At 58.1% G+C, this 17,505-nt stretch carries 19 protein-coding genes and 1 tRNA gene; 11 read left to right on the top strand and 9 right to left on the bottom strand.

The genetic code is table 11. The annotated features are described in order from the left end of the window. Nucleotides 1-14: 14 nt before the first annotated feature. On the bottom strand, nucleotides 15-1,421 hold the full coding sequence (locus ACYBHZ_RS08530) for a methyl-accepting chemotaxis protein (protein WP_460273832.1): 1,407 nt from the start codon (nucleotides 1,419-1,421) through the stop codon (nucleotides 15-17). 55 nt (nucleotides 1,422-1,476) lie between these two features. Then, complete coding sequence (locus tag ACYBHZ_RS08525; protein WP_460273831.1) at nucleotides 1,477-1,929, bottom strand: iron-sulfur cluster assembly scaffold protein; 453 nt, start codon at nucleotides 1,927-1,929, stop codon at nucleotides 1,477-1,479. Nucleotides 1,930-1,993: 64 nt separating this feature from the next. On the opposite strand from ACYBHZ_RS08525, the gene hisI reads away from it, so the two are divergent. Then, nucleotides 1,994-2,374, top strand: coding sequence for a phosphoribosyl-AMP cyclohydrolase (gene hisI, locus ACYBHZ_RS08520; RefSeq protein WP_460273830.1), 381 nt, complete (start codon nucleotides 1,994-1,996; stop codon nucleotides 2,372-2,374). Nucleotides 2,375-2,427: 53 nt separating this feature from the next. Here the strand turns inward: hisI and gluQRS are convergent, their stop codons facing one another. The 4 genes from gluQRS to gyrA all read right to left on the bottom strand — a co-directional run bounded on the left by gluQRS (nucleotide 2,428) and on the right by gyrA (nucleotide 9,054). Beyond that, the gene (gene gluQRS / locus ACYBHZ_RS08515; RefSeq protein ID WP_460273829.1) at nucleotides 2,428-3,282 is read right to left on the bottom strand and encodes a tRNA glutamyl-Q(34) synthetase GluQRS; all 855 of its coding nucleotides are present in this window, start codon (nucleotides 3,280-3,282) and stop codon (nucleotides 2,428-2,430) included. Continuing rightward, a complete protein-coding gene (trmFO, locus tag ACYBHZ_RS08510) occupies nucleotides 3,282-4,628 on the bottom strand; it encodes a methylenetetrahydrofolate--tRNA-(uracil(54)-C(5))-methyltransferase (FADH(2)-oxidizing) TrmFO (RefSeq protein WP_460273828.1) in 1,347 nt (448 codons plus the stop codon). Before trmFO ends, gluQRS begins: the two co-directional genes overlap by 1 nt. 169 nt (nucleotides 4,629-4,797) lie before the next feature. Continuing rightward, nucleotides 4,798-5,466 carry a hypothetical protein gene (locus tag ACYBHZ_RS08505; protein WP_460273827.1) on the bottom strand — a complete coding sequence of 223 codons (669 nt, stop codon included), beginning with the start codon at nucleotides 5,464-5,466 and terminating at the stop codon, nucleotides 4,798-4,800. Nucleotides 5,467-6,291: 825 nt separating this feature from the next. Further along, on the bottom strand, nucleotides 6,292-9,054 hold the full coding sequence (gene gyrA, locus ACYBHZ_RS08500) for a DNA gyrase subunit A (RefSeq protein WP_460273826.1): 2,763 nt from the start codon (nucleotides 9,052-9,054) through the stop codon (nucleotides 6,292-6,294). Nucleotides 9,055-9,308: 254 nt separating this feature from the next. On the opposite strand from gyrA, the gene ACYBHZ_RS08495 reads away from it, so the two are divergent. Next, a complete protein-coding gene (locus tag ACYBHZ_RS08495; protein WP_460273825.1) occupies nucleotides 9,309-9,584 on the top strand; it encodes an usg protein in 276 nt (91 codons plus the stop codon). Between the two features lie 27 nt (nucleotides 9,585-9,611). Here ACYBHZ_RS08495 and ACYBHZ_RS08490 read toward each other — a convergent pair whose 3' ends face one another. Genes ACYBHZ_RS08490 through ACYBHZ_RS08480 form a run of 3 tightly spaced genes read right to left on the bottom strand, consistent with a single transcriptional unit; the run spans nucleotide 9,612 to nucleotide 10,895 of the window. Next, complete coding sequence (locus ACYBHZ_RS08490; RefSeq protein WP_460273824.1) at nucleotides 9,612-9,800, bottom strand: hypothetical protein; 189 nt, start codon at nucleotides 9,798-9,800, stop codon at nucleotides 9,612-9,614. A gap of 31 nt (nucleotides 9,801-9,831) precedes the next feature. Next, the gene (locus ACYBHZ_RS08485) at nucleotides 9,832-10,320 is read right to left on the bottom strand and encodes a disulfide bond formation protein B (protein ID WP_460273823.1); all 489 of its coding nucleotides are present in this window, start codon (nucleotides 10,318-10,320) and stop codon (nucleotides 9,832-9,834) included. Continuing rightward, complete coding sequence (locus tag ACYBHZ_RS08480; protein WP_460273822.1) at nucleotides 10,317-10,895, bottom strand: YqaA family protein; 579 nt, start codon at nucleotides 10,893-10,895, stop codon at nucleotides 10,317-10,319. Before ACYBHZ_RS08480 ends, ACYBHZ_RS08485 begins: the two co-directional genes overlap by 4 nt. Before the next feature lie 122 nt (nucleotides 10,896-11,017). On the opposite strand from ACYBHZ_RS08480, the gene ypfJ reads away from it, so the two are divergent. From ypfJ to ACYBHZ_RS08435, 9 genes are all read left to right on the top strand, one after another. Beyond that, nucleotides 11,018-11,869, top strand: a complete 852-nt coding sequence (gene ypfJ / locus ACYBHZ_RS08475; RefSeq protein WP_460273821.1) for a KPN_02809 family neutral zinc metallopeptidase — start codon at nucleotides 11,018-11,020, stop codon at nucleotides 11,867-11,869. 119 nt (nucleotides 11,870-11,988) lie between these two features. After that, nucleotides 11,989-12,075: transfer RNA gene (locus ACYBHZ_RS08470), tRNA-Leu, on the top strand. A gap of 384 nt (nucleotides 12,076-12,459) precedes the next feature. Beyond that, nucleotides 12,460-12,759 (top strand): hypothetical protein, encoded by a 300-nt coding sequence (locus ACYBHZ_RS08465; protein ID WP_460273820.1) that lies wholly within the window; start codon nucleotides 12,460-12,462, stop codon nucleotides 12,757-12,759. Next, nucleotides 12,749-13,132, top strand: a complete 384-nt coding sequence (locus ACYBHZ_RS08460) for a hypothetical protein (protein ID WP_460273819.1) — start codon at nucleotides 12,749-12,751, stop codon at nucleotides 13,130-13,132. The genes ACYBHZ_RS08465 and ACYBHZ_RS08460 overlap by 11 nt, the downstream gene beginning before the upstream one ends. A 114-nt stretch (nucleotides 13,133-13,246) precedes the next feature. Further along, nucleotides 13,247-14,779, top strand: coding sequence for a terminase large subunit domain-containing protein (locus ACYBHZ_RS08455; RefSeq protein WP_460273818.1), 1,533 nt, complete (start codon nucleotides 13,247-13,249; stop codon nucleotides 14,777-14,779). After that, the gene (locus tag ACYBHZ_RS08450; RefSeq protein ID WP_460273817.1) at nucleotides 14,770-15,078 is read left to right on the top strand and encodes an HNH endonuclease; all 309 of its coding nucleotides are present in this window, start codon (nucleotides 14,770-14,772) and stop codon (nucleotides 15,076-15,078) included. Before ACYBHZ_RS08455 ends, ACYBHZ_RS08450 begins: the two co-directional genes overlap by 10 nt. Before the next feature lie 33 nt (nucleotides 15,079-15,111). Beyond that, nucleotides 15,112-16,347: a phage major capsid protein gene (locus tag ACYBHZ_RS08445; protein WP_460273816.1), complete on the top strand. Its 1,236-nt coding sequence runs from the start codon at nucleotides 15,112-15,114 to the stop codon at nucleotides 16,345-16,347. A 4-nt stretch (nucleotides 16,348-16,351) separates the two neighbouring features. Further along, nucleotides 16,352-16,960 carry an HK97 family phage prohead protease gene (locus ACYBHZ_RS08440; RefSeq protein ID WP_460273815.1) on the top strand — a complete coding sequence of 203 codons (609 nt, stop codon included), beginning with the start codon at nucleotides 16,352-16,354 and terminating at the stop codon, nucleotides 16,958-16,960. Beyond that, entirely contained in the window at nucleotides 16,951-17,505 is a 555-nt protein-coding gene (locus ACYBHZ_RS08435) for a hypothetical protein (protein ID WP_460273814.1), read from the top strand. The genes ACYBHZ_RS08440 and ACYBHZ_RS08435 overlap by 10 nt, the downstream gene beginning before the upstream one ends.

The raw sequence follows: 17,505 nt of genomic DNA, 5'->3' as shown, positions 1-17,505 counted from the left end.
TTTGGATCGCACGATCAGAACGTGTAGGCGAGGCGCAGGCCGCCCCAATGTTCCCCGTTCACAAGGATGGGGGCCGAGACGTCCTTCATCATTACGAATTTCCCGCCCCCCATATCGCGGCGATAGACTTGCAACAGGAAGGGCGCGGTGTTGCGTCCGGCTTTCAGACCGACGCGATCATCGAAGATACGTCGATTGCGTGCATGGGCAGCATTCCACTCGGGGTCTTTGCCCTGCGGCTGAGAAAACGCTTTGTTATGTGTCGGCAGGTAACCGTTCGGATCAATCGCGGCGCAGAACACCACTTTCGGATCAAGGGACAGCATTCGTTCCTGAATGGAGGGAAGCACCTCGTCGGTGAACTGGGTGAACCGCGCCATGTGTTGTGTCGGGCTGGTGCTCGCGAGGGGCGTGTAGGTGCGATCAAACAAATCGGCGCGGGAGATGCGTCCCGATACAATCGCGGTTTCGAAGAGGTCCGAAATCTCCGCCGCAGCTTGCCGGGTTTTCTCAATAAACTGCATATCGTCGCTTGCCCCGCCGAGCGCGACGGCGGTCTGAAAGATCGTCTCAGATGTGTCCACAAGCTTCTCGACGCGGGTATTCGTGGTGTGGATGCCTTCTGCGATTTGACGGGCCGCGGCCCCGATCGTGTCGAAGGCGGGTTGAAACCTTTCGACGGCGTGATGCACGTTTTCGGTTTCTTGCGACATGGAGCGCGTGGCGTCATGGGTTTGCCGAACCCGGTCCGCGATGTCGGCGAGGGCATGATCGGCGTCAGACGCGGTGGAGATTACATGGCTGGCCTCAGAGGAAACCGTTCCGGCCTCCTCGCGCAGCCGTCCGATCCAGTCGGAGAGCGTCGAAATGTTGTCCTCAATCCCTTCCGCCGCGCGGGCGGTTTTCTGTGACAACTCGTTGATGGCTTCTGCCACGACGCCGAAGCCACGACCGCTGTCTCCCGCGCGCGCGGCTTCGATTTTGGCATTGATGGCGAGAATGTTTACTTGTCGTGCGATGTCGGAGATATGCGCATTGTTGGCTTCGACCGCCTCCAAAGAGGTTGCGACACGTTCCATGCGTTCGGCGAGATCCTGAACCCAGCTGGCAACGGTTTGCGATTTCTGGCCGCTCTCTCGGACGAAAGCGACGGAGCCTTCTACCTTTTCAAGGGTCTGGTCCATGATCCCCGTTACGGTTTCAAGTGCACTGCGGACAGAACCGTTCGCGGTCATGACGGCGGAGGCGGCACTTTGTGCTTCGCCAAGTGTCTTGATCTGGTTTTGCGATTGCTGATCGACCGTCTCGAGAAAGCCCGCAATATCGACCACCTCGAACCCGAGACGACCGGCATATTCGGCAAGCTGGGTCAGGCGCGTGTCTGTGGGCACGGCGCGATCGAACTCTGGATTTGGAATCATGAAAACCTCCGGACTGCACCGGATCATGATCTAAGTGTCTTACAGATCGGTTAAGTCAGGCTTGATTTCGCAGGATTTCGAACCCGCGACAGGCGGCAGTGACCGCCAAGAGGATCGAGCCATGACGGTTTTTGAACTCGCGTGCGGGGAGAAGCGCCTCGAACCCCTCGAACGGGGCGGACGGCACAGGGCCGCCTTCTTTGAGAAATGCAGTCAGCTCATCACGGGCGCGGGTCAGCTCGTCCTCCGTGCGGCCCAAAACATGACGGCCGAGCACAGAGGCTGAGGCCTGTCCCAAAGCACAGGCTTTCACGTCCTGAGCGAACCGGCTGACGCGGCCGTCCGCAATATCCATATCGACGGTGACAGTGGAGCCGCAGAGCGGGGCGCGTTCCTTCACGGAAACCATCGGCGCATCCAGCCGCCCCGTATGCGGGGTGTCTGCCGCCAGCGCGAGCAGCGTGCCGGAATAGAGTTGAGCGAGCTCTGTGGTGGATTGCGCGGACATGGTTTGCCTTTCAGGATCGGAGCCCATAGATAGGGCATGCGCCCCCGGTTGGAAAGGACAGCCCATGTGTTCCGAGGAGAGTTTCGGCAAATTCGATGCCGCTCAGTTGAAATATGACGACAAGGGGCTGATCCCGGCGATCGCGCAGGACCATGAGAGCGGCGAGATTCTCATGATGGCCTGGATGAATGAAGAGGCCGTGCGCAAGACGCTTGAGACCGGCAAGGTGACCTACTGGTCGCGCTCGCGCCAGTCATTTTGGGTGAAGGGCGAGACCTCGGGGCACTTGCAGAAACTGGTCGATTTCCGTTTCGACTGTGATAGCGATTGCATCGTGGTGCTGGTTGAGCAAACCGGCGCGGCCTGTCACACCAACCGTCGCTCCTGCTTTTACCGCGCCGTGCGGGACGGGGAAGCGGTCGAGCTGATGGAACCCATGGCCTGAGTATTTTTGGCAGCAAAGGAGACGGATGCAGTTTCCTTTGCTGTTTTAAATACTCACAAGCCGATCATCGCCTTTACATCCTCCGGGCTGAGACCTTCTTCCCGGAATTTCGAGATTGCCTTGGCATCGGTGCGTTTTGCCAAGCGTTTGCCGTCCTCATCACGGATCAATCGATGGTGGTGATAGGCGATCTCCGGCAGGTTCAGAAGCGCTTGCAGCAGCCTGTGGATCTGTGTCGCTTCCATCAGGTCCACGCCGCGCACGGCTTCCGTGACACCTTGGGCTGCGTCGTCGATAACCACAGAGAGGTGATAGGCGGCGGTGCCAAGGTCTTTGCGGGCGAGGACGATGTCGCCGACGCCATCGATCAGTTGCGCTGCGTCAAGGTGGTGTGTGTCGGTTTCAAAGGGGCCGGTTTCCTGCCATGAAAAACGCGACACATCTCCTAGATATTCCACAGCTTTTCGCATGTTGAGGCGGATGGCTTCACCGGGTTGGAAACTGTCCATAGAGCGCCCGCGACAGGTGCCGGGATAGATGATCCCGTCCGGCCCCATAGGCGCACCTTCCTGCGGCGCGGAGAGCGCATTGATCACGTCGCGGCGGGTGCAGGAACAGGGGTAGATCAGCCCGAGGTCGTTGAGATGGTGCAAGGCGTTTGCATAGATGTCTTCGCGCGCCGTGACATGCAGGACAGGCTCGGACCATGAGAGGCCCAGCCACCGAAGATCGGCGTAGATCAAAGCCTCCCATTCCGGGCGGCAGCGCGACGTGTCGCCGTCTTCTATACGCAGGAGGAAGGTGCCGTTCCGCTCCTGGGCGCGCTGGTAGGCGGTGAGAGCGGAAAAGGCGTGACCCAGATGCAATGGCCCCGTGGGGCTGGGAGCGAACCGGGTCACAAGGGGCATTAGGATTGCCCTTCAAGCCATTGATTGAATTCTTCTTTGGCGCGGTCTGTGTAGCCTTTGTAGCGCTCTTTTCGGCCCTTGCGTCCGCCACGAATACCATCGAGCGGAGGGAAGAGACCGAAGTTCACGTTCATCGGCTGGAAGGTCTTTGCGTCTGCACCGCCGGTGATATGGTTGATCAGCGCGCCCATGGCCGTGGTGAAAGGCGGCGGCGGAAGATCGCGGCCTGTGAGTTCAGCTGCGGCCATACGTCCGGCCAGAAGCCCCATCGCGGCGCTTTCCACATAGCCTTCAACGCCCGTCACCTGACCGGCGAAGCGGATGTTCGGGCGCGATTTCAGACGCATCTGATCATCGAGCAAGGTGGGCGAATTCAGGAAGGTGTTGCGGTGGATGCCACCCAGTCGGGCAAAGGAGGCATTCTCCAGGCCGGGGATCATTTTGAACACTTCGGTCTGTGCGCCGTATTTCATTTTAGTCTGAAATCCGACGATGTTATAAAGCGTTCCTAAAGCATTATCACGGCGCAGCTGTACCACCGCATAGGCCTTTTCTTCGGGCTTATGTGTGTTGGTCAGGCCGATGGGTTTCATCGGACCATGGCGCAGGGTTTCACGACCGCGTTCGGCCATGACCTCGATCGGCAGGCAGCCGTCGAAATATTTCGCGGTTTCGCCCTCGTGGAACTCGGTTTTGTCTGCGGCAAGAAGCGCATCGATGAAAGCCTCGTACTGATCCTTGGTCATCGGGCAGTTGAGATAGGCTTTCTGCTCTTCCTCGGTCTCGCCCTTGTCATAGCGCGACTGCAGCCACGCCACATCCATATTCACGCTTTCCGCATAGACGATGGGGGCGATGGCATCGAAGAATGCCAGACGGTCCGCGCCGGTCTCCTTCGCGATGGCCTCGCCAAGCGCGGGGGATGTCAGGGGGCCAGTGGCGAAGATCCATGCGCCCTCAGAAGGCAGTTCGGTGATCTCGCCGTATTCGACGGAGATGTTCGGATGCGCCATGAGCGTCTCAGTCACATGTTCCGCGAAGGCCTCGCGGTCCACGGCCAAAGCGCCACCGGCCGGCAGTTTGAACTTGTCCGCCGTCGCCATGATCAGCCCGTTGGCGGCGCGCATTTCCCAATGCAAAAGCCCAACGGCGTTCTGTTCGTCATCGTCCGAGCGGAAAGAGTTGGAGCAAACCATCTCGCCGAATTTGCCGCTCTGGTGGGCAAAAGTTTCAACTTCGGGCCGCATTTCATGCAGCACGACTTTGATGCCGAGATTGGCGGCTTGCCAAGCGGCCTCGGAGCCAGCCATGCCGCCACCGACGATGTGAAGAGTGTTCTGTGTCATGATGCGGGATGTAGCTTTTGTCGGATTGGGAGGAAAGAGAAAAGTCGCGCTTGTGGGAGGTCGTGGCGGTGTTGGGGGATGTTGAGATGGGCAGGCAAATAAAAAACGACCCCGCATATTGCGGGGCCGTCTCACTCTTAAGCCTGATATTTAAGAGGGATTTTTGCGATCAGTAGTCGAGCAGGTCGTAGAGCGGCGTGGTGTCGGATGCGAGGTAATCGATCTGATCCATCACGCGCAGACGACGGGAGCCGGTTTCGAATTTGAGAGCCAGACCGAAGCCATCGGAGTTGTCGTCATAACCGAAGCTGGTGACGTAGTTGGCTTCGAGAGACACTGTGTCGGTGAAGTTGTAAGTGCCGCCGAAGGTTGCGAGGCCGTAGTCACCGAAATCTTCGTTGTAGGACAGCAGGGAAACACCGAGGGTGATCGTGCCGTTGATGTCGTAGGACGAAGCGATGGCGGTCAGGCCATTGTCGAAATCGTCGGCCCAGATGCTGCCGAGATCGAAGTCCCAGTTGCTGGCTTCGTAGGTGTAGCCGAGCATATAGCCTTCTGCATCGTCGGCGTCAGTGTAGGCTGCGTAGACGGTAGATGCGCCGAAGCCGTAGTAACCGCCAAGGGTCACAACATCTGTGTCAGCTTCGTCGAAATACATGTAGTCAAGGGCAACGCCATAGTTGGCAGTCTGATATTCTACGCCCAGGCCGTATGCTGTTTCGTCAGAAGCGTTGTCTTGGTCGGCGTATGCAAGCGAACCGTAAACGGTCAGGCCGGGCATGATGGCGTAGCCTGCGGTCACATCGATGACGTAAGCGTCGTCGGTGTCGCCGGTCACGTAGCCTGCGCCGCCGGTGAAGGAGAGTTTGCCGGAAACGTAGTCAAATTCACCGGACAGCGTTTGGAAGTCGCTGTCATCAACATCAAAATAGGTGGCCAGCGGAGCCGTAAGTCAGTTCGCCTGCATATGCAGCGCCAGATGCGGCACAGACCAGAGCGGTCGTGATCATAAGGTGTTTCATAATTCTTTCCTCGTATCGTCCTGTAGGACGATCTCTTTTCTGGGTTTTTCTCACGGAGATAGCGGCGTTTATGACGCTGCTGTCTCCGTGCGGCGGACATAGTCCTCAGCCAGATGAGGTGCGATAGAATTGCGCGGAAAAGATGAAAAAACATGCAAATAAAAGATCGCGTGTAATCTTTTCGCAACGCTTTTTCCTGTTTCTGTGCATTTTTACAGATACCTCTGAGCATACAAATGGAGTTGCGGAGTTGAGGTCCTCGGGTTGTGCAGAGAGCAATTACGACTGTGCTGAAATTTGGAAATTAAGTGTTATGGGTTTCCTAAATATAATTTAATACAATGGGTTAACTTAATTGTTTTAGGGGGTAATCTTACGCCATCCTAGATGGCAGGCATTATGTAGATATTTTTGGAATGTATGATTGACACACATTTGAGCTTGGATTGGGAAGGGAGTGTTGGGCTGTGTGATCTGTTTTTGGCGATTCTGTGCGTATATGCGCGAAAATCCGCCTATTTTTTATACAGTTTGAGCGGCCTCAATGCCGAGGCTCTCTGCGATGGAAAGCATGCAGAGATCAGAGCGTGGAAAAACATATTTGAAAAGAAAAAGGCCCGCGCTTGGCGGGCCTTTGTGACTTAGCTTTCGCTGGTCTCGCTCTCGTCATCCTCATCGCTTTCCGCGATCCAGGCGACGGAGACGACTTCTTCGCCTTTGCCGGTGTTGAAGACCTTGACGCCGCCAGCTCCGCGCGAGCGGAAGGAGATGCCATCCACCGGGCAGCGGATCGATTGGCCTTTCGAGGTCGCGAGCATGATCTGGTCTTCAAGTCCAACAGGGAAGGATGCGAGCAGAGCCCCGGTTTTGGTCGAAAGTTTGAACGCCCCAACGCCCTGACCGCCGCGGCCACGGACCGGGTAATCATGCGAGGAGGTGAGCTTGCCGAGACCTGATTTGGTGATGGTCACCAAGAGTTCCTCGGCGGCTTTCATCTCTTCGAACCGCTCCATGGAGATGGAGCCTTCGGCAACTTCTTCATCCTCGTCCGAGGCCTCGGAATCGTCGGCCCCGGCCATTTGGCGGCGCATCTTGAGATAGGCGGCGCGCTCAGACGGATCGGCCTCGAAATGGCGGATGACCGACATGGAGACGACCTCGTCGCCCTCGTTCACCAGCTTGATGCCGCGCACGCCGGTCGAGGAGCGCGAGTTGAACACGCGCACGTCCGGAACCGGGAAGCGGATGGCGCGACCGCCGGACGTGACCAGCATCACGTCGTCATTTTCGTCGCAAATCCGGGCGTTGATCAGGCGGGTGCCTTCGTCATCGCCTTCGAATTTCATCGCGATCTTGCCGTTCGACTTCACATTGGTGAAATCCGACAGGCGGTTGCGGCGCACAGAGCCTTTCGAGGTGGCGAAGACGATCTGAAGGTCATCCCAGTCTTTCTCGTCGCGGTCAATCGGAAGGATCGCGGCAATCGAGACACCCTGAGGGATCGGCAGAATCTGCAACAGCGGCTTGCCTTTCGCCGTCCGGCCACCTTGCGGCAGGCGCCAGGTTTTGAGCTTGTAGGCCATCCCGTCGTCGGTGAAGACCAAAAGCGGCGTGTGGGTGTTGGCGACGAAGAGCGTGGTGATCACGTCCTCATCTTTGGTGGCCATGCCCGACAGACCTTTGCCGCCGCGTTTTTGTGCGCGGTAATCGGCAAGCGGCGTGCGTTTTGCCCAGCCAGAAGAGGTCACGGTCACAACCATGTCCTCTTTCTCGATCAGGTCCTCGTCTTCCATGTCGCCGGACCAGTCGGCAATCTCGGTGCGACGCGGCACGGCGAACAGCTCTTTGACCTCAGTGAGTTCGTTCGAGATGATCTCCATGATCCGCTCGCGCGAGGCGAGGATGGCCAGATAGTCTTTGATCTTCGCGGCCAGTTCGACCAACTCGTCGGTGACTTCCTTGACGCCGATCTGGGTCAGGCGTTGCAGGCGCAGATCGAGAATGGCGCGGGCCTGAACCTCGGAGAGATTATAGGTGCCGTCGTCGTTCATCTTGTGCAGCGGATCGTCGATCAGCCGGATGTAATCGGCAATCTCATGCGCCGGCCAGCGGCGGGTCATGAGTTTTTCGCGCGCCTCCGCTGCGTCTGCGGAGGAGCGGATGGTCGCGACCACCTCGTCCACGTTCGACACAGCCACGGCCAGACCACAGAGGATATGAGCGCGGTCACGGGCTTTGCGCAGTTCAAAGGCAGTGCGGCGCGCCACCACTTCCTCGCGGAAGGTGATGAAGTGCTCAAGGAAGGCGCGGAGCGTCAGTTGTTCCGGTCGACCGCCATTCAGCGCCAGCATGTTGCAGCCGAAAGAGGTCTGCATCGGCGTGAAGCGGAAGAGCTGGTTCAGAACAACCTCGGCGGTTGCGTCACGTTTCAGCTCGACCACGACGCGCACACCGTTGCGGTCGGATTCATCCTGAACGTGGGCGATGCCTTCGATCCGCTTGTCGCGCACACATTCGGCGATCTTCTCGATCATCGAGGCTTTGTTCACCTGATAGGGAATCTCGTCCACGACAATGGCGTAACGGTCCTTGCGGATTTCCTCGACGCGGGTCTTGGAGCGGATCACGACAGAGCCACGGCCTTCGAGATAGGCTTTGCGCGCGCCGGACCGGCCAAGGATCATGCCGCCCGTCGGGAAATCCGGGGCAGGGACGATCTCCATCAGACGCTCGGTCGAAATGTCCGGGTTCTCGATGAGAGCCAGCGTCGCATCGACGACTTCGCCAAGGTTGTGCGGCGGGATGTTCGTCGCCATACCAACCGCGATCCCGCCTGCGCCGTTCACCAGCATGTTCGGGAAGCGCGCCGGAAGCACCGTCGGCTCTTTGTCTTTGCCGTCGTAGTTCAATTCGAAATCGACAGTATCCTTGTCGATATCGGCCAGAAGATAGGCGGCAGGTTTGTCCATGCGGACTTCGGTGTAACGCATGGCCGCAGCCTGATCGCCGTCCATAGAGCCGAAGTTGCCCTGACCATCAAGCAGCGGCAAGGACATGGAGAAGGGCTGCGCCATCCGCACGAGGGCGTCATAGATCGCCGAGTCGCCGTGCGGGTGATATTTACCCATCGTGTCACCCACGGCGCGCGCGGATTTCCGATAGGGCTTGTCATGGGTGTTGCCCGCCTCGTTCATCGCAAACAGGATGCGCCGGTGCACCGGCTTGAGCCCGTCGCGCAGATCGGGGATCGCGCGGGACACGATCACGCTCATCGCGTAATCGAGGTAGGAGGTTTTCATCTCATGTGTGATGGAAACCTTCGGTCCGGCCCAAGCCATCGGCTCGCGTGCTGTTTCATCACCGTTTTCGGGTGTGTTTTCAGGGGTTTCGGGTGTATCGCTCACGTTGTCCGCCTGTTGTCTTTGTGTTGCGGGAGCCTGTCCCGTATCTCGTTGTATGACACTTTACCCCATACCTCATATGGGGTGCAATGGCGGATGCGTCTGCCTGAAAGCGGATCAGCGGCAGCCAGCGCGGTCGAGTGATAACACATTGTTTTAGAATGGTTTTCATTGACAGATTTGGAAAATTGGGCAGGATTTTTTTAGGGAGGCACAAAACAGGTCGAAAATGGCCGCACCAACAGGAGATCACGCATATGTCTCAGGAGATGAGCGACACGGAAATGATGCTGTCGGGTTACGGGCTGACGCTCGCGGAATTCACCTATCGGATGCCGGATTATGAAAGCGTGCTGAACACGTTTTCATGGCAGCTTCTCGATCTTGCGCCGGATTATCCAAAGCTCTTCAAATTCATCGAGTTTTGGCAGGAGAATATCGAGGGGCCGCTGCACCATGTGAAGTTCACCCATCGCAAGCTCATTGCGCCGGGCGAGTGGCGCAATTGCGTCGGGGAATTCACAGTCCATTGACGGTGGACCTATAAGAAAGGGTGCAGTTCAGAAGCGTTTCAAAAGCCGTTTGAGCGGGGTGGTGGCATCGCCGGTCTGCGAGGCTTTCGAGACCTTGTGGAACCGCGCCTTGAGGGCTTCCGCTCGCGCATCGGCCAAAGCACCGCCAACCCGTTTGCGCCCACGCCGGGCGGCGGGAAAGGGGATGACGGTTTTGCTCGATCTTGCTTTGCTCATACTCACAAGATGGGGTGTCTTTGCGAAAAGCTCAAGCCTTCTTCCATGCGACAAACCAAAGTGCCGCGAAAATCAGCGAGAACAGAAAATTCCACCCGGCCATGGTGATGCCGAGGCCCCAAGTGTCCCAGACAATCTCATCGCAAAGCACAAGCGTTGCATCGCCCGCAGACGGCAGAAGATCCATGCCGGAGAGGCCGGACAAGGCATCGCCCGAACCGGTGCAGGACGTCGGGCCGGGCCACCATTTCTGCTCCACACCGGCGTGATAGAGGCCGAGGCCGGCGGAAACCAGCATTGCCAGCATGCCGAGAAGCGTCAGGCCACGGGCTTTCGTCATCACAAAGAGGATGCCAATGGCGATGGCAACCGCATGCGGCCAGCGTTGCCACAGGCACATTTCACAGGGGGCATACCCCAGGGACTGAAAGATGAAAGCCCCGCCGAGGATGGCAAGTGAGCCGAGTGTGGCGGCGAGGGCAGGTTGCTGCGGGGCGAAAGGAGAGGCTGGCTTGGTCATAGGTATTTCACGGCATAGAAGCCGCCCAGAAAGAGCAGGACAAGAAGGGTGAAGACCAGACCGAGGCGGCGCTCGATGAAGTCGCGGATCGGATCGCCGAATTTCCACAGCAGCGCTGCGACGATAAAGAAGCGGATCGCGCGGGCGGTGATCGAGGAGATGATAAAGACGGGCAGGGACAGATGGGTCACGCCGGACAGGATGGTGATGACCTTATAGGGGAAGGGCGTCACCCCGGCGATCAGGACGGCCCAAGCGCCATAGTCATTATACTTGGCGGCGAAATCGTCGAAATAAGCGTCCTTGCCATAGAATTCGAGCACCGGCTTGCCGATGGTCTCAAAGGCACCATGGCCGATCCAGTAACCGAGCATGCCGCCCAGTACGGAGGCCACTGTCGCGATCCCGGCGATTTTAAACGCCTCGCGCGGGCGGGCGACGATGAGCGGAATCATCAGAATGTCGGGCGGAATCGGGAAGACGGAGCTTTCGATGAAGGCGACAAAGGCCAGTGCCCAAAGCGCATGCGGGCTCTCCGCAAGCGACATGGTCCATGTGTAAAGCCGTCTGATCATCTGCCCACTCTGTTTTTGTTTGTCTCTTTAGGCCTCATTCCCTGAGCCGGGTCAAGCGTGAGGTCTTGTTCGGCGCTGGCCTGACGGTATTGTGAGCGCATCAAAGAGTGAAAGGGTGAGCGATGAAATGGCAGGGGCGGCGCGGCTCGCGCAATATCGAAGACCGGCGGCGGATGAACTCCGGCAAAGCCGTGAGCGGGGCCGGGGGCATTGGTCTTCTGGCCATCGTGGTGATCGGGTATATGCTCGGGATCGACGTGACCCCATTGCTGGAGGGCACGCAGGACATTTCAAGCAACAGTGCGAGCGTCGAGATCACCGAATCCGACGAGCGTGCCGCGCAATTCGTGTCCGTCACTTTGGCCGACACGGAAGAGATTTGGACCGAGGTGTTCTCTGATCAACTGGGCGGCGAATATATCCCGCCAATCCTCGTCCTCTATAAAGGTGTGACGCAAAGCCCGTGCGGTTCCGCCTCCGGGGCGACCGGGCCGTTCTATTGTCCGTCCGACCAGAAAGTCTATCTCGACACGGATTTCTTCACCATGATGGAGCGCAAGCTTGGCGCAGGCGGAGATTTTGCGCAGGCCTATGTCGTGGCGCATGAGGTGGCGCACCATGTGCAGAACGAACTTGGCATCTTGGGGCAAGCCAATGCCTACCGCGCCAAAGCCCCGGAAACGGAAAGCAATGCGGTGTCTGTCATGATCGAACTGCAGGCCGATTGTTATTCCGGGATTTGGGCGAAAATGGCGGATGAGAAATTTGGCTCCATCGAGCATGGCGACATTCGTGAAGCACTGAATGCGGCCAAGCAGATTGGCGATGACACGCTTCAGAAAAACGCCGGGCGCGTGCCGCAGCCGCATACGTTCACCCATGGCACTTCTGATCAGCGCCAGCGCTGGTTCGCGACGGGCTACAAAAACGGATCGCTTTCGGCTTGCGACACGTTCTCGGCGAGCAAGCTCTGAGATATGCGCTGCAAAGCGGACCGGGTCCGGAAAATTTCTTGTCGTTCGGCGCTTATCCCTCTGGACCTCGCCGAACGCCTCGGCTAAACGCCTTTTACTGCGCTGGATAACGGCGCTCTGCCCGTGTGGTGGAATTGGTAGACACAGGGGATTCAAAATCCCCCGCTGTAACAGGCTTGCCGGTTCGAGTCCGGCCACGGGTACCAATTGATTTTAAAAGAAAAAATGCCGCTCCGACCGGGGCGGCGTTTTCTGTTTTGGGTGACTGTGTAAGCACTATGTAAGCACCATAAACCAAACCCGTGCTGAAAATTATTTCTGCCACTCTTGTGCTGCACCCACTCTGATTCCACTGATTAGGGGTGTGCATACCCCCTGCATCCCCCTTACATACCCGTTACATCCCCCCCCTTAAAAAACGTGCATCCCCCTTACATCCCCCTTACATCCCCCCTGCACACACATCCCCCTTATACCCCCTATGGGATGCGCGGGCGCTAGAGCGCCCCGCGCTCCCCAAAAGAACCTCGATTAGCGTCAGTCATACCCCCACTGATATACTGCACAGAGACGGCAATGCGGGTGATGGAATGAAGTGGCAGAACAGTAACTTGGGGAAGTTTGGCGCAACAAAGGCGCTCAACAACCTGCACAAACTGCCGCTCAAGAACTTGGCGGCCACCTCGCTGGACAAGCTGGAGGACTACCGTGCACGGCGTATCTACGACGACATGACGGCCTTTGTGGGGGTGCGCTACCCCGAGACCCGTAACGTGGTTCTGGCGCGCTCTCTACTCACCCTAGGCGCCCTGTACGCCAAGCGGGCGGGTGTGGATGGGGAAGAGATCGCGCTGTTTATTTCAGAGGAGCAATCAAAGCATGTGGTCTAAACTATCTAATGACATTGCCAAGGCGCTGGGTGGCCCGGACCTTGGGCTGGTGATTGCGTTGCGTAAGACCACGACCAGCGGGCCAGCATACGACCCTGTGACGTCCTATGAGTATCATCGTCTTACGGGTATGCAGTCGGCGATCAAACAGGTGGATGCGGGCGGCACATTCATCGGTGTTACTGGCAAGCGGTTGTTGGTGGCGGTGGAGGGTGTGACGCCGACTAAGAGTGACCAAGTCATGATTGACGGGGCGGAGGCGTTCTTGGATGCGCCAAGCGATGCGGCGTGGGATGGTGTGCCGGTGACGTCCGTCGAGGCCGTGGCACCTGCCGGACAAGCTGTGCTTTATAAATTGTTCGTCAATGGGTGATGCATTGCAAGATTATTGCGTCTACAATGGTCCCAATGGTAATTTTGTTGCGTGGGTGGGGTGTCGCGGGGCGGGGTCTTCCTTTCTCTCTCCCAAAAAATCGGGGGAAATTTGATGGCAAGACCAACGAAACAAGCGGCGGCGGCCATTAAATTCCTCGAAAACCTGACGATCCCAGAGGGGAAAATGGCAGGAAAGCCCGTCAAATTAGCGTCATACCAAAAGAAATTCATAAACGGTGCGCTCAAGTCTGGCGTGATGGTTGGGGTGCTGTCAATCGGTCGCGGTAACGGCAAGACGGCGCTGTCTGCGGGTCTGGCTCTGGCTGACGTCATGGGGGAACTCACGGACCAGCCAAAGCGCGAGGTTATCCTTGCCGCCCGAAATCGAGACCAAGCGAAAATCGCTTTCAACTTTATTGTTGGATACGTCGAGGGACTGCCGGAATCCGAGCAAGAGTTGTTCACAATCCGGCGCGGGTCCAAACTTGAGATTGAATATAGCGGCAACGGTGGCGGTCTGGCACGCTGTATTGCGGCGGATGGGAAATCCATTCTGGGCGGCGCGCCGACGCTCTGTATTTTGGATGAACGGGCGGCATGGGAACCGGAAAAGGGGGACAACCTCGAAAACGCCATTCTGTCCGGTCTGGGCAAGCGAGATGGCCGTGCGCTCATTATCTCGACCTCTGCCCCGGATGATGCAAACACGTTCTCACAGTGGTTGGACGAACCGCCGTCTGGCACCTATGTGCAGGAACATCGCCCCGCGTTTGGCCTGCCCGCTGACGATCTAGAATCGCTCCTGATCGCGAACCCCGGCGCTAAGGAAGGTATCGGTTCAACGCCTGACTGGTTGGTCTCGCAAGCTGAACGTGCGATTGCGCGTGGCGGGTCTGCGCTGTCTTCTTTCCGTAACCTCAACAGAAACGAACGTGTAAGCACTGAGGATAGATCGGTGCTGGTCACGGTTGATGAATGGCTAGCGGCTGAGGTTGCGCCCGATGAACTTCCCGCAAGAGAGGGACCGTGCGTCCTTGGCGTCGATCTGGGCGGGTCGCGGTCTATGTCTGCGGCAGCGCTTTACTGGCCTGAGACGGGGCGTCTTGAGGCTGTGGGGACATTCCCGTGCAAACCGTCTCTGGCGGATCGTGGGTCGGCGGATGGCGTCAAAGGGCGTTATCTGGAAATGAACGAACGGGGCGAACTCACGACGATGGGGGACACGACCGTGCCTGTGGGGCGGTGGTTGGCTGACGTTGTGAAGATGACGGACGGACAGGGCATTGCGTGTATCGTTGGCGACCGCTTCCGGCACGCTGAATTTCAAGAGGCTATGCGCGGCGCGGGTCTGGATCGTGTGCCTTTCATCTGGCGCGGGTTCGGATGGAAGGACGGGGCCGAGGACATTGAGCGGTTCCGGCGGGCGTTGTTCGAAGGTCAGGTGCGCACGGTGCCGTCGCTGCTGTTGCGCTCTGCATTCGCTGACGCGATCACGTTGGTGGACCCTGCGGGAAACCATAAGCTGGCAAAGGCCCGCTCTCTGGGCCGCATTGACGCGGCGGCTGCAACCGTGGTGGCCGTGGCTGAAGGGGCTAGGATGGTGAACCGTCCGAAGCGTGAGGCAAGGGCTGCGGCATGGGTGTAAGTCGATGGCAACGGCACGGTTCCAGTATCTACAAAACCGAGCAATGGAAAGCCGTGCGGAAGCAAGCCAAGGACCGCGACGGGTGGAAGTGCGTGCAGTGCGGATCACGGCGGCGTCTTGAGGTGGATCACATCCGGCCTATCCGCCACGCGCCGGAACTGGCGTTTACACTTTCCAATTTGCAAACTCTCTGCGGCTCCTGCCACGCGAAGAAAACCCGCATTGAGATTGGCCTCGGAAAACCTGACCCTGAGCGTGAAAAGTGGTCCTCTTTGCTCAAGAATACCCCCGCGCGGTAAACTTTCCTCGGTTATAACTGCGAGGAATTTTCTATGCTGCAAAGCGTTAAACTGCAAAAACGTCAGTCTGAAATTCGCCAAAATCTGGCGGAACTTTCTGGCAAAACGAATCCTGACGAAAACGAAATTCGGTCGATGGAACAACTCGACGCTGAGTATTCCAAGAATGAAGTTCAATATCGTGCCGCGCTGATCGCCGAGGACACGGAACGCCGCGATGCTGGCGCGGAACTTGAAACCCGTTCGGATCGTGAATGGGGCGAACTGGTTGATAAGTTTGAACTGCGCCAGATCGCGTTTGCGCTTGATGAAGGCCGCGCGCTGGACGGTGCGACGCGAGAAGTTGTCGAGGAAATGCGGTCTCTTGGAGGCTATCAAGGCATCCCAATTCCGTATGCTGCACTCGAAACCCGTGCGGGTGAAACGGTCTCTGGTTCTGATCTGCCGAACCCGAAACAAATTCGTCCGATCATTGACCGGCTGTTCCCGGCGTCTGTCGCGTCCCGTTTGGGCGTTCAGTCTATTCAGATCGCGCAAGGTGAGGTCGGGTTTCCGGTCGCAACGGCTGGCGCGGTGTTTGGTTGGCAAACTGACGAACTCGCGGCTGTGGGTGCGGCATCGGCGTATCAGACGACTGAGCGTAGTCTTTCCCCGGATCAAACGGGCGGTGCGCAGATGGTCATTTCCCGCAAGGCGCTCAAACAATCTGGCGCTGGTCTCGAAGCGGCGATTAAGCGTGACCTAAATGCCGTGATCGGCGCAGAGATCGACCGCGTGGTGGTCAACGGCTCTGGTGCATCGGGCGAACCGCTTGGCGTCATTCCGGGCGCTGCGACCTATGGGATTAATGATACCGATATGGCTGCGGCTGCGGTGACGTGGGCGGCTTTCCGTGCTGAGGTGGTGGCATTCATGGAAGCCAACGCGATCTCTTCGGCTGACGCTGTGAATTTGGGTATCACCCCGGCCATGTGGTCTGACCTCGATGACACGCTTGTATCTGGGACTGCCGTTTCGGAGTGGGACCGCCTGACCAAACACGTTGGCGCTCCGGCGATTTCAAATGTCGTTCCGTCTGGCACCGCTATCATGACGGCAACGGTTCAAGGCGTCGCTCCGGGGTATCTTGGTCTCTATGGCGGGGTCGATTTGATCCGCGATCCATACACGAAAGCGGGCAGCGGCGCGTTGGTTCTGACCGGGCTTGTGACGGCGGACTTCACTGTCCCGCGTGGGATGCAAACCCGTATCCTGAGCAACTTCGGGTGATTAAATGCTGACCAGCTTTTCTGATAATGCTGGGCTTGAACTTCGAGCCGCTGGGGACGGAACCCGGCGGCTCCATGGCCGTTTTCCCTACGGCAAACGTGCTGTTCTGTCCGACGGTGGCCGCACTGGTCGCCCTCGCAAGGAAGTCATTCAACCCCGCGCTTTCGCCTATCGGGTCGAGCAACCGAAAGAAGAGATTCACCTTCTTATTGGGCATAGTTATGACAAGCCTCTGGCGTCGAAAAACGCTGGGACGTTGATCCTAAATGACGCTGACGACGCACTGACGTTTGAGGCCATTATCACGCCAGAGGTTCAACGTACGACGTGGTGGCAAGATTGGTTGGCGTCCTTTGAGGCGGGCTTGATTATGGGCATCTCGCCGGGGTTCCGTATTCCCCCAAAGCGCACTGTGCCGGATGCGGAAACGGTGGAGGAGGAAGACCCTGCCGAAGGGCTGGCGCTCATTCGGAACATTTGGGCGGCGCTTCTCTACGAACTGAGTTTCGTGACCCGCCCGGCCTATGACGAAACCGAAGTGGAAGCCCGCTCTTGGGAGAAGTCCGAGGGCGGCGTCATCACTCCAAAACGGGGGGCATATCGTTGGCGGTGACACTCAAACAAACCGAAGACCTGCCCGCGTCCTATCCGACCGTGACGGGTCTCTCTGATGCTGCTGACGCTCTCGACAAGGATGCGCTGTGGCAACGCATAGAGGGCCACTGTGCGCACCGCTGGACGCCGCGTCAGGTGGTTTGGATTGCCGAGGGCTGTGGGGAGTGGAAAGCCCCTCTCACGCCCGCTGTGGTGGCTTCTGTGGACGTCTGGAACGGCGAGACTTATGAAACGGTTACGGCGGACTCTTCACCTTATGGTGGAATTGTGTTTGACCACACCGGCCCGCACCGGATCACGGCAACTGTGGGCGATGGTGTGACCTGTCCGGCTGGGGTTCTGGAAGCGTTCCGACGTCTTGCGGAGTATAGCGCCGAGATCACGGATAACGGACTTTTCGGTGGTCATACGTCCCATACGCGGCATTCAATCAACGTGGGTGGCGATATTGTCGCGGGGTTCTCGCGTTCCGAAAACTGGGCCGCAAATGCTCTAATCAATTCCGGGGCGGCTGACCTGCTCCGCCCATATCGGAGGGCTTAA

It is taken from the genome of Celeribacter sp. ULVN23_4, from assembly GCF_054788345.1.
The sequence above is the reverse complement of the archived record's forward strand: the minus strand, read 5'-3'. Positions and strand labels throughout refer to the sequence as shown.